Raw genomic sequence first — 10,097 nt, forward strand, 5'->3', positions numbered from 1 at the left:
CGAAATGGCTTGTACGTCATACAAATAAGCCATGCTGAACGTCCTTTCCCTGGCCGAGAAACGGGCCATGCGCGAGCCTGGAAAGCGCATGCGCTCGCGGTTGCTCGACGCGGCGGTGGAGCTGTTCAAGGCGAAGGGTCTTGCCGGGGTGTCGGTGGCCGAGATCGCCGCGGCGGCCGGAGCCTTCCCCAGCCAGGTCACCTATTATTTCCGGACCAAGGAGGCCCTGTTCGTGGAGGCCGCCTGCCGCGAGGTGCTCTATGTGGCGCGCCAGGCCGAGACCGCCGCGGCGTCCGCCGTCACCGGTTCCGACTACAACCGCAGCCTGGTGGAGACTGTGATCGGATCGCCCGGCCTGGCCCTCTTCGTGGACGCCCTGTCCCTCACCCGGCGGCGGCAGGACCTCGCCCCGTTGATCGAGCGGACCTTCGATCGCCTGCACGGCCAGGGCGACCGCGCCTTCGCGGAGGTGCGCCAGCGGCGCGGCTGGTCGGGCCGGGACGACCCGGCGACCACCGCGCGGCGCTTCTGGACCCTGGCCCTGGGCGTGGCCCTGCGCGACGGCGCCACCGAGGTCACGGGCTCGGCCGCGGTTGACGAGATGCTGGCCATGCTGGGCCACGCCCGCATCGCTGGGGGACACGCCTGATGGCCGCCGCCGCCCGCCTGGACCCCAAGGACTTCTTCACCCCCGAAGAGTGGGCGCCCATGTCGCGCCGCTCGTCGTGGAAGGGGCTGGCCATGATCGCCCACGCCTGGGCGACCATCGTCGCGGCCGGCGCCATGGTCGTGGTCTGGCCCTTCACCCTGCCCCTGGCGGTGATGATCATCGGCGCGCGGCAACTGGGCCTTGCGATCCTGATGCACGACGCCGCCCACGGCGCCCTGCACAAGAACCTCAAATTCAATGACTGGCTCAGCGAGTGGCTCACCGGCGGCGGGGTGCGCACCTACCGCCCCTATCACCTGACCCACCACCGCTTCGCCCAGCAGACCGAAGACCCCGACCTGACCCTGTCTGCGCCCTTCCCGATCACGCGGCTGTCCCTGCGGCGCAAGATCGTGCGCGACCTCACCGGCCAGACCTTCTTCAAGGCGCGGTTCGGCGGCTTCGTGAAGAAGCTCAAGGCCCGCAAGTCCGGCGAACCCCTGCTGCCGATCCTCGGCGCCGAGCTCAAGCGCCACCGCCGTTGGCTGATCGGCGGCGCCGTCGTGACCGCGGTGGCCGCGCCCTTCGGCCTGTGGTGGGTCTGGCCGGTGCTGTGGGTCCTGCCCCAGGCCACCTGGTATCCGCTGGTCACCCGCCTGCGGAACATCGCCGAGCACGCCTGCATCGACGAGAACGAGCCCGACCCCATGCGCCAGGCCCGCACCACCAAGGCCAGCCTGATCGAGCGTCTGCTGATCGCGCCCTACTATGTGAACTACCACTGCGAACATCACATGTTCATGCACCTGCCCTGCTACAGCCTGCCCCGCGCGCACAAGCTCCTGGCGCGCAAGGGCGTGACGCAGCGGATGCTGGTCGAGCCGGGCGGCTATCTGAAGGTGCTCAGCCTGGCGTCGAGCAAGCCGGCCTAGAGTCCGGCTGCCGCCATGCTAGATGGCGGGATGATCGATCCCTCCATCGAGGGCCGCCAGGCCTTTATCCTTCGAAACACCCGGCTGCAGCAGCCTCCGCACACGCCGGAGATCACCCTGCACCTGGCCGACGAAATCACCCCGATCTGGAAGATGACCGAGGAGGCCCTGGCCGAGATCGGCCTGCCGCCGCCGTTCTGGGCCTTCGCCTGGGCGGGCGGCCAGGCCCTGGCCCGCTACATCCTCGACAACCCCGAAGAGGTGGCGGGCAAGCGGGTGATCGACTTCGCCTCGGGCTCCGGGATCGTCGCCATCGCCGCCATGCAGGCCGGGGCGTTCGAGGTGCTGGCCGCCGACATCGACGACTTCTGTGGCGCGGCCCTCGACCTCAACGCCAAGGCCAATGGGGTGGTCGTCGGCTATACCGGCCTCGACCTGCTGGACGCCCCCGCCCCGCAGACCGACGTCATCCTGGCCGGGGACATCTGCTACGAGAAGCCGCTGGCGGCCAAGGTGATGGACTGGCTGGCCGCCGCCCACGTACGCGGCGTGCGTGTGCTGATCGGCGATCCCGGGCGCAGCTATTTCCCCAAGGTCGGGCTCGAGAAGCTGGCCGAATACCAGGTCGAGACCACCCGCGAACTGGAGGACTTCGAGATCAAGAAGACCGCTGTCTGGACTCTCCCGGCCTGAGCCGCTAGCCTGGAACAAATAAAGAACACATGTGCGGAGGCCGAAATGCGCGAAGACGGCAAGATCGACTATGTGGAGATGCCGGGCGGGGACATCGTTTCCACCAAGGCCTTCTACAACAAGGCTTTCGGGTGGAGCTTCACCGACTATGGCCCCTCCTACGCGGCCTATAGCGAGGGCCTGGACGGCGGTTTCGACGCCGACGCGGCCTCTCAGCTCACCAAGCCCCTGGTGGTGCTGTTTGCCCACGACCTGGAAGCCATGGAGGCCAAGGTGATCGCCGCGGGCGGGGTGATCGTCAAACCGATCTTCAGCTTCCCCGGCGGGCGACGCTTCCACTTCCGCGATCCCAGCGGCAACGAACTGGCGGTCTTTACCGAGAATTAGTCGCCTTGGGGTTGAACTGACGTCGGGACTGCAGCTTTCGGGGGCGGCGATGTTGAGAAGCGTGGGTGCGATTGGCGCGGCCTTGGTCTTGTGGTCGGCGCCGGCGCAAGCGCGGTCGGACCTGTCCGTACTGGCGGAGACCGCGCCGCCGACCGTGACGGCCGCGCCACTGCCCATGGGCGCCAAGCCGCGCAGCGTTTCGCTGGCCCGGGTCGGCGACACAATGAAGCACGGTCAGCCCTGGGCCCTGATCCTCTGGGGCCGCAATTGTCCCGTCGATAGCGAGGCGGTTTGGGACACCTCGCAGGACGGCTTCAAGAGAGATCCGGTGGTCGAACGCCTCTTCCGCGATGAGCTGACCGGATTGGGCTTCACCGTCGCCGGCGACCCCAACAACCTGTTCAGGGACGACGAGGACGACGGAGCCGAACTCCAGGTCGGGGCGCTGATCACCGACGTCTCGATCATGGCCTGCGGGGGTTTGACGGCGCGTGATCGCAAGCTGGAACTGGCCGATGTTCCGGCGCTCGGCGTCGCCCAGATGTCGATCGAGTGGCAGATCTACTCGCCGGTTGAATCAAAGGTGCTCGCCAAGGTCCCCACGGTCGTGCGGGTCGACTACAAGGAACCGCGGACGCAAGTCGTCGATGCGATGCTGCAGGGGGTTTTCGCCGCCAATGTCCGCGCGCTGGCGGCGTCGGACGATTTCCGGACCGCGGTCCTGAGTGCGGGGCCCTCGGCCTCGGCGCTGAGGAGTCCGATCGCGGCGCCGCCCATCGCCCTCCCGCTGGCGCCGCGTGGGACGGCGCGGCCCATTTCGGAGGCCTCCGGATCGGTGGTCGCCCTGTTCACCGGCGACGGCATGGGCAGCGGCTTTCTGGTGTCGCGCGACGGCCATCTACTGACCAATCGCCATGTGGTGGGCGCCTCCAAATTCCTGAAGGTGAAGTGGTCCGACGGCGTCGAAACCGTCGGCGAGGTCATTCGCTCCGACGCGGGTCGCGACATCGCCCTGATCAAGACCGATCCTCGGGGCCGTCAGCCCTTCGATCTCCGGCGCAGCGGCGTGCAGACAGGAGAGACGGTGTTCGCCATCGGGACCCCGCTGGACTCGCGGCTGCAAGGCAGTCTGACCCAGGGCGTGGTGTCGGCCACCCGCACGCTCGGCGGCTACAACTTCATCCAGAGCGACGTTGTGGTGAATCCCGGAAACAGCGGTGGGCCGTTGCTCGATCAGAGGGGCGCCGTGATCGGTGTGACGGTGGCCGGCATTGGGCAGAAGGACGCGCCGCGTGGGATCAACTTCTTCATCCCCATCGGCGACGCCTTCGCCTTCCTATCCCTCAGCCCCTCATCCTAAGGGAGCGGCCCGACGAACGCCCAGGCGTCGGCGACGGCCAGCATCTCGCGGCCCTCGGGTTGATAGGCGAGCTTGGTGGCGAGCAGGCCGGTGGAGAGCCGCTCCATCACGCCCCACTCCCAGATGGCGCCAGCCTCGACTCCGGTGAGGGCGCTCAGCCGCGCGCAGCGGACGAGGCCGAGCTCCAAAGGATCGCCAGCCAACAGCTCGGCGCTCCACTCGCGCATGGGGACGGCCAGATCGCAGGCCGGTTCGGCCGCCAGGCCGTCGGGGTCGACGAACTTGAAGAGCTCGGTTCCCGGGACCCGCAGGGTGTTGTGGTCGTGGGCGTCGCCGTGGACCAGGACGCAGGCGTCCGGATCGAAGGCGGCGGCCCGGCGCTCGGCATAGGCCAGGCCCTGGGCGACCGCCCGCTCGGAACACGGCCGGTCCAGCGCCTCCCAGGTCTCGCCGATGAAGTCGCCCAGCCAGCGCGCCTTCTCAGCCCCGGTCATCAGGTCCAGGCCTTGCGGCGACGTCGTCCAGGCGGCCTGGAGGGTGCGGCAGATGGCGGCCATCCGATCCTCGACCGACAGGTCGAGACTGCTGAGCGAAGGCCCCAGGCGCTCCTGCAGCATGGCCGCCCGCGCCGCGTCGTGGCGCAGCAGCCGCACATAGCCGCGGCCTTCGGCCCGGACGAGGGTGGCGATCTCACCGGTGACGTCCTCGCCCGGCATGCCCAGCTTGAGGACCGCGGGCTCGCCCTCGCGAGTCGTCGCCTGCGCGACATAGCTGCCGGTGCCGCCGTGCAGCGTCGAGCCAACGGCCAGGCCCCAGTCGCGTTCAAGCCCAGCGACTAGGTCGCCCAGGCCGTTCAGCCAGGCGACGCCCGCCTCGCCCGCAGCCTCGGCGCGCAGCCGCACCGGCCCCGGAACCTCGATCGCCCTGTCGGCCATGGGCGAAGTCTGCACAGGCGAGGCGCCCGCGTCGAGCCCGTCGCCGAACCGTCACGGGGCTCGGCTATCGTCCGCGGCCGGATGAACGGGTGATGTGGGGATGACGGGCAAGAGCTGCGGCGAGTGCGGGATGTGCTGCAAGCTGCTGGCCATCCGGGAGCTGGAAAAGTCCGCCGGCGCCTGGTGCGGCCATTTCAGGCGCGGAACGGGCTGCGGCATCTATGCCGACCGACCGCCCGCGTGCCGTGGCTTCATGTGCCTGTGGCTGGACTCCGAGAAGCTGGACGACGCCTGGCGCCCGGACCGGGCCAAGTTCCTGATGTACACCGAGAAGGACGGCAAGCGGCTCAACGTCATCGTAGATCCGGCCCAGCCCGCGGCCTGGAAGCGCGAGCCCTATTATCGCCGGATCAAGGCCATGTCGCAGCGCGCCCTGGAGGGCTACGAGCTGGTGGTCTGCATCGACCAACGGCGCATCGTAGTCTTCCCGCACGAGGATGTGGACCTGGGCGTGGTCGATCCCGAGCACAAGCTGGTCAGCGGCTATGCGGAGCGCGACGGCCAGATGGTCCCCTACGCCATGATCCTCAGCGACCTGCCGGCCTAGGCAACGAGGTTTGAGGCGTCGGCGTAGCAGGTGGAGGCCAGCACCAATCCCGCACGCTGATCGGCCTCGCCCGCCTTGGGCAGGGTCGCGGAGTAGCAGGCCTCGAAGGAGCCGCTCAGCTCGGTGAAGGCGCCCTCCACGCCCTGTTCCAGCAGCCAGGTCTCCGCCGCCAGCTCATCGGCCTGCGGCGGGGGCGGCCTGCCGATGGCGAGGCAGGCGATCAGCCCGGCCGAAGCCGCCAAGATGTCTATCTTCCGCATATCTATCCCCTGCTCAGATCATATGGAGACGGACGGGTTCCGGCAAGGTAGGGACGATGTCCCGACACGTCTGATCCATGGACGAAGTCTGCGAACTTCAGGGATGCCAGGGGCAAGGACGCCCCTATAGTGGCCGTCATAGAGCATTTGTCTTCGGAGCCTCCATGCGCCGCCGCACCTTCCTCGCCGCCCTCCCCGCAGTCGCCGTCGCCGGCCCGGCCCTGGCGCAAAGCCGCGGCGAGAACCCCAACCGCGACCGGCCTGACGTGCACGGCGGCGACCGGGTGGACGGCGCGACCTTCGCCTCGCGCAGCGCCGCCTGGGGCCTGCACGGGGCGGCGGCCACCGCCCATCCCCTGGCCAGCCTCGCGGCGATCGAGATCCTCAAGGCCGGCGGCTCGGCGGTCGACGCGGCCATCGCCGCCAACGCGGTGCTGGGACTATGCGAGCCCATCGCCTGCGGGATAGGCGGCGACTGCTTCGTCATGCTGTGGGACCCCAAGACCCGCAAGGTGGAGGGCCTGAACGGCTCGGGCCGCAGCCCCAAGGGGTTGTCGCTGGAGACCGTGCGCGCCCGCTCGAAGAAAGGTCTGATCCCCTCCCATGGCGCGATCTCGGTCAGCGTGCCGGGCGCGGTGGACGCCTGGTGGACCCTGCACCAGCGCTACGGAAAGTTGGCCTGGAAGGACCTGTTCGCTCCGGCCATCGGCCACGCCGAGGAAGGGCATGCGGTCACCCAGAACGTCGCCTTCTACCTCGACCGCTCCCTGACCAGTTTCACCCGGCCGGCCTCGGGCATCGAGGAGGTGGAGAACTTCAAGAAGACCTGGGCGCCGTCCGGCAAGACCCCGCGCGAGGGCGAGCTGTTCCGCAATCCGGACCTGGCGCGCACCTACCGCCGGATCGCCGCCGAGGGCCGCGAGGGCTTCTATGGCGGGGAGACGGCGGCGACCATCGAGGCCTATTTCAAGCGCATCGGCGGCTGGATGACCAAGGCCGACCTGGCGGCCCACCACGCCCGCTGGGACCCGCCCCACAGCATCAACTATCGAGGGGTCGACGTCTGGGGCCTGTCCCCCAACAGCCAGGGCCTGGCCACGCTGCAGCTGCTGAACATCCTCGAGACCTTCGATGTGAAGGCCATGGGGTTCCAGTCGGCGGCGTCCATCCACCACGCGGTGGAGGCCAAGCGCCTGGCCTTCGAGGACCGGGCGCGGTTCTACGCCGACCCCGACTTCCACAAGGCTCGGACGGAGTGGCTGCTGTCGAAGGACTACGCCCGCGAGCGCGCCAGGCTGATCCGCCCCGACGCCATCCTGAGCCCCGTTCATCCGGGCCAGGCGCCCAGCCACGGCGACACCACCTATTTCACCACCGCCGACAAGGATGGGATGATGGTCTCGATCATCCAGTCGAACTATCGCGGGATGGGCTCGGGCCTGGCTCCGGACGGCCTGGGCTTCATGTTCCAGGACCGGGGCGAGCTGTTCGCGCTCACCGACGGCCACCCCAATATCTATGCGCCCGGCAAGCGGCCCTTCCAGACCATCATCCCGGGCTTCGCCACCAAGGACGGCAGGCCCTGGCTCTCCTTCGGGGTCATGGGCGGGGACATGCAGCCCCAGGGCCAGGCGCAGATCATTTCCAACATGGTCGACTTCGGCCTGAGCCTCCAGGAGGCCGGCGACAGCCCCCGCTGGCACCATGGGGGTTCCACCGAGCCTACAGGGGAGGCCCAGCAGGGCGTCGGCGTGCTCAACCTGGAGACCGGCGTGCCGGCGGCGACGCGGGAGGCTCTGGCCAAGATCGGATGGAAACTGGCGCCCGACCGGGGCGGCTATGGCGGCTACCAAGCCATCGAGCGCTGGCCGGGCCGCTACGCCGCGGCCACCGAGATGCGCAAGGACGGCGTGGCCCTGGCCTACTAGAGGAGACCACCGATGACCCCAGACGAGGTGCGCGAGATCGCCCTGTCCTTCCCCGGCGCCGAGGAGGGTTCCTCCTATGGCCAGCCCTCGTTCAAGGTCTATGGCAAGTTCTTCACGCGGCTGCGGCGGGAGGACCAGAGCGTGGTCCTGCTGGACGTCAGCCACGACGAGCGCGAGATGCTGATGGAGGCCGAGCCCGCCACCTTCCACATCACCCCGCACTACAAGGACTATCCCAGCGTGCTGGCGCGCATCGAGAGCCTGCATCCGGGATCGTTCCGCAACTTCCTCGATCGCCGCTGGCGCAAGCTGGCGCCGAAGAAGGCCGTGAAGGAATTCGACGCGGCGCGGTCCTGAGGTTCCCAGATGCTCCCCCCCTGGGGGTGCTGTCGGCGAAGCCGACTGAGGGGGACCTTGACTCACTTCGGGGGCTGCCACCCCCTCCGTCTCGTCGCGAAGTGGCGACGATCCACCTCCCCCAGATCGCGCTGCGCGCTGGGGGAGGATCTCGCCCCTAGAAATCGTCTTCCATGGCCGCGCGGAAGTTCTCGAACACTTCGGCGGCGCGCTCGCGGGTGGGTTCTTCCGGATCGGCGGGGGTCTCAGCGACCGGGGCGCCGCCGGTGAGCCGGCCGGCCACCCCACCGTTCTGGACCAGCAGCAGTTCCTCGCCCTCCTCGACGCTGGTGAGGAGCTGGGCGAGCTTGGGCGGCAGGTCGTCGAGGTCGATACGTTTCATGGCCCTTTGATTTTAGGGGACACCCAGGCGTGACACCAGCCCGCCCGCGCCCTAGCTTCCGGCGCGAGTTCAGGAGACGACATGGCCTATCGGTCCTTGCGGGAGTTCATCGCCAAGCTGGAAGCCGCCGGCGAGCTGGTGCGGGTAAAGGAGCCCGTCTCTTCCGTGCTCGAAATGACCGAGATCCATCGCCGCCTGCTGGCCAAGGGCGGCCCGGCGGTGATCTTCGAGAACGTCATCCGCGCCGACGGCGAACGCTCGTCCATGCCCTGCCTGATCAACCTGTTCGGGACGGTGAAGCGCGTGGCCATGGGTGTCACCCTGGACGGCCGCGAACGGACAACCGCCGCCGACCTGCGCGAGGTCGGCGAGCTGCTGGCCTTCCTGCGCGCGCCCGAGCCGCCTCGCGGCCTGAAAGACGCCTGGGACATGCTGCCGCTGGCCAAGACCGTGATGTCCATGCGGCCGGCGACGGTGAAGAAGGCGCCGGTGCAGGAGGTGGTCTGGACGGGCGACCAGATCGACCTCTCCAAGCTGCCGATCCAGACCTGCTGGCCGGGCGAACCCGCCCCGCTGATCACCTGGCCGCTGGTGGTGACCAAGGGGCCGTCGGACGAGCGCGAGGACGACTACAACCTCGGCATCTACCGCATGCAGGTGATCGGCAAGGACAGGACGATCATGCGCTGGCTGGCCCATCGAGGCGGCGCCCAGCACCACCGCCGCTGGAAGGCGGCCGGCAAGCCCGACGCCCTGCCCGCCTGCGCGGTGATCGGCGCCGATCCGGGGACCATCCTGGCCGCCGTGACTCCGGTGCCGGAGACCCTGTCGGAGTATCAGTTCGCCGGCCTGATGCGCGGGGCCAAGGTCGATCTGGTCGCCGCCAAGACCGTGCCCCTGATGGTCCCGGCCCAGGCCGAGATCGTCATCGAGGGCCACGTCATGCTGGACGAATATGCCGACGAGGGCCCCTACGGCGACCACACGGGCTACTACAATTCGGTCGAACAGTTCCCGGTGTTCAAGGTCAGCGCCATCACCATGCGCAAGGACCCGATCTACCTCACCACCTTCACCGGCCGGCCGCCGGACGAGCCCAGCGTCCTGGGCGAGGCGTTGAACGAGGTCTTCATCCCCCTGCTGCGCCAGCAGTTCCCGGAGATCGTCGACTTCTGGCTGCCGCCCGAGGGCTGTTCCTACCGCATCGCCGTGGTCTCCATGAAGAAGGCCTATCCGGGCCACGCCAAGCGCGTGATGATGGGCGTCTGGAGCTACCTGCGGCAGTTCATGTACACCAAGTGGGTGATCGTCGTGGATGACGACATCAACGCCCGCGACTGGAAGGACGTCATGTGGGCGCTCTCCACCCGCATGGATCCGGCCCGCGACATCACGGTCGTGGAAGGCACCCCCATCGACTACCTCGACTTCGCCTCGCCCGAGAGCGGGCTGGGCTCGAAGATCGGCCTGGACGCCACCAACAAGTGGCCGCCCGAGACCAAGCGCGAGTGGGGCGAGAAGCTCGGCATGGACGAGGCCACCGTCGCGGCGGTGACCGCCAAGTGGGCGCGGCTGGGCCTGCCCGACTAAGGTCGACTACCCGACCT

The 10,097-nt window shown here is 68.7% G+C and carries 12 protein-coding genes; 9 read left to right on the forward strand and 3 right to left on the reverse strand.

Translation table 11 applies throughout. From position 1 onward, the window contains the following. The first annotated feature begins 31 nt into the window (after positions 1-31). The 5 genes from M9M90_RS17985 (at position 32) to M9M90_RS18005 (ending at position 4,021) form a co-directional block, all read left to right on the forward strand. A complete protein-coding gene (locus M9M90_RS17985; RefSeq protein WP_254834611.1) occupies positions 32-649 on the forward strand; it encodes a TetR/AcrR family transcriptional regulator C-terminal domain-containing protein in 618 nt (205 codons plus the stop codon). After that, complete coding sequence (locus tag M9M90_RS17990) at positions 649-1,581, forward strand: fatty acid desaturase family protein (RefSeq protein WP_254834612.1); 933 nt, start codon at positions 649-651, stop codon at positions 1,579-1,581. The genes M9M90_RS17985 and M9M90_RS17990 overlap by 1 nt, the downstream gene beginning before the upstream one ends. A gap of 30 nt (positions 1,582-1,611) precedes the next feature. Then, positions 1,612-2,274, forward strand: coding sequence for a methyltransferase (locus M9M90_RS17995; protein ID WP_254834613.1), 663 nt, complete (start codon positions 1,612-1,614; stop codon positions 2,272-2,274). A gap of 45 nt (positions 2,275-2,319) precedes the next feature. Beyond that, a complete protein-coding gene (locus M9M90_RS18000; protein ID WP_254834614.1) occupies positions 2,320-2,661 on the forward strand; it encodes a VOC family protein in 342 nt (113 codons plus the stop codon). 154 nt (positions 2,662-2,815) lie between these two features. After that, positions 2,816-4,021 (forward strand): S1C family serine protease, encoded by a 1,206-nt coding sequence (locus M9M90_RS18005; protein ID WP_254834615.1) that lies wholly within the window; start codon positions 2,816-2,818, stop codon positions 4,019-4,021. On the opposite strand, the gene M9M90_RS18010 is transcribed toward M9M90_RS18005, so the two are convergent. Then, positions 4,018-4,956 carry an aminoglycoside phosphotransferase family protein gene (locus tag M9M90_RS18010; protein WP_254834616.1) on the reverse strand — a complete coding sequence of 313 codons (939 nt, stop codon included), beginning with the start codon at positions 4,954-4,956 and terminating at the stop codon, positions 4,018-4,020. The genes M9M90_RS18005 and M9M90_RS18010 overlap by 4 nt on opposite strands. Before the next feature lie 100 nt (positions 4,957-5,056). Between M9M90_RS18010 and M9M90_RS18015 the strand changes: the two genes are divergently transcribed. Then, a complete protein-coding gene (locus tag M9M90_RS18015) occupies positions 5,057-5,563 on the forward strand; it encodes a YkgJ family cysteine cluster protein (RefSeq protein WP_254834617.1) in 507 nt (168 codons plus the stop codon). On the opposite strand, the gene M9M90_RS18020 is transcribed toward M9M90_RS18015, so the two are convergent. Further along, a complete protein-coding gene (locus M9M90_RS18020; RefSeq protein WP_254834618.1) occupies positions 5,560-5,823 on the reverse strand; it encodes a hypothetical protein in 264 nt (87 codons plus the stop codon). The two genes, M9M90_RS18015 and M9M90_RS18020, sit on opposite strands and share 4 nt — an antisense overlap. A gap of 164 nt (positions 5,824-5,987) precedes the next feature. On the opposite strand from M9M90_RS18020, the gene M9M90_RS18025 reads away from it, so the two are divergent. Together M9M90_RS18025 and M9M90_RS18030 are read left to right on the forward strand one after the other, a co-directional pair. Beyond that, positions 5,988-7,751 (forward strand): gamma-glutamyltransferase family protein, encoded by a 1,764-nt coding sequence (locus tag M9M90_RS18025; RefSeq protein WP_254834619.1) that lies wholly within the window; start codon positions 5,988-5,990, stop codon positions 7,749-7,751. Between the two features lie 12 nt (positions 7,752-7,763). Beyond that, the gene (locus tag M9M90_RS18030; protein ID WP_254834620.1) at positions 7,764-8,108 is read left to right on the forward strand and encodes an MmcQ/YjbR family DNA-binding protein; all 345 of its coding nucleotides are present in this window, start codon (positions 7,764-7,766) and stop codon (positions 8,106-8,108) included. A gap of 157 nt (positions 8,109-8,265) precedes the next feature. Here M9M90_RS18030 and M9M90_RS18035 read toward each other — a convergent pair whose 3' ends face one another. Further along, on the reverse strand, positions 8,266-8,490 hold the full coding sequence (locus tag M9M90_RS18035) for a hypothetical protein (protein WP_254834621.1): 225 nt from the start codon (positions 8,488-8,490) through the stop codon (positions 8,266-8,268). An 81-nt stretch (positions 8,491-8,571) separates the two neighbouring features. On the opposite strand from M9M90_RS18035, the gene M9M90_RS18040 reads away from it, so the two are divergent. Next, positions 8,572-10,080: a UbiD family decarboxylase gene (locus tag M9M90_RS18040; RefSeq protein ID WP_254834622.1), complete on the forward strand. Its 1,509-nt coding sequence runs from the start codon at positions 8,572-8,574 to the stop codon at positions 10,078-10,080. Positions 10,081-10,097: the final 17 nt, after the last annotated feature.

Origin of the sequence: Phenylobacterium sp. LH3H17, assembly GCF_024298925.1 — a bacterium.
Taxonomy (GTDB): Bacteria; Pseudomonadota; Alphaproteobacteria; order Caulobacterales; family Caulobacteraceae; genus Phenylobacterium.

What these genes read in the sequence shown, in the direction of transcription:
- M9M90_RS18035 (WP_254834621.1), bottom strand. Translation starts at nt 8,490, where the DNA reads ATGAAACGTATCGACCTCGACGACCTGCCGCCCAAGCTCGCCCAGCTC.
- M9M90_RS17995 (WP_254834613.1), top strand. Translation starts at nt 1,612, where the DNA reads ATGATCGATCCCTCCATCGAGGGCCGCCAGGCCTTTATCCTTCGAAAC.
- M9M90_RS18000 (WP_254834614.1), top strand. Translation starts at nt 2,320, where the DNA reads ATGCGCGAAGACGGCAAGATCGACTATGTGGAGATGCCGGGCGGGGAC.
- M9M90_RS18015 (WP_254834617.1), top strand. Translation starts at nt 5,057, where the DNA reads ATGACGGGCAAGAGCTGCGGCGAGTGCGGGATGTGCTGCAAGCTGCTG.
- M9M90_RS18020 (WP_254834618.1), bottom strand. Translation starts at nt 5,823, where the DNA reads ATGCGGAAGATAGACATCTTGGCGGCTTCGGCCGGGCTGATCGCCTGC.
- M9M90_RS18010 (WP_254834616.1), bottom strand. Translation starts at nt 4,956, where the DNA reads ATGGCCGACAGGGCGATCGAGGTTCCGGGGCCGGTGCGGCTGCGCGCC.
- M9M90_RS18025 (WP_254834619.1), top strand. Translation starts at nt 5,988, where the DNA reads ATGCGCCGCCGCACCTTCCTCGCCGCCCTCCCCGCAGTCGCCGTCGCC.
- M9M90_RS18040 (WP_254834622.1), top strand. Translation starts at nt 8,572, where the DNA reads ATGGCCTATCGGTCCTTGCGGGAGTTCATCGCCAAGCTGGAAGCCGCC.
- M9M90_RS18030 (WP_254834620.1), top strand. Translation starts at nt 7,764, where the DNA reads ATGACCCCAGACGAGGTGCGCGAGATCGCCCTGTCCTTCCCCGGCGCC.
- M9M90_RS17985 (WP_254834611.1), top strand. Translation starts at nt 32, where the DNA reads ATGCTGAACGTCCTTTCCCTGGCCGAGAAACGGGCCATGCGCGAGCCT.
- M9M90_RS17990 (WP_254834612.1), top strand. Translation starts at nt 649, where the DNA reads ATGGCCGCCGCCGCCCGCCTGGACCCCAAGGACTTCTTCACCCCCGAA.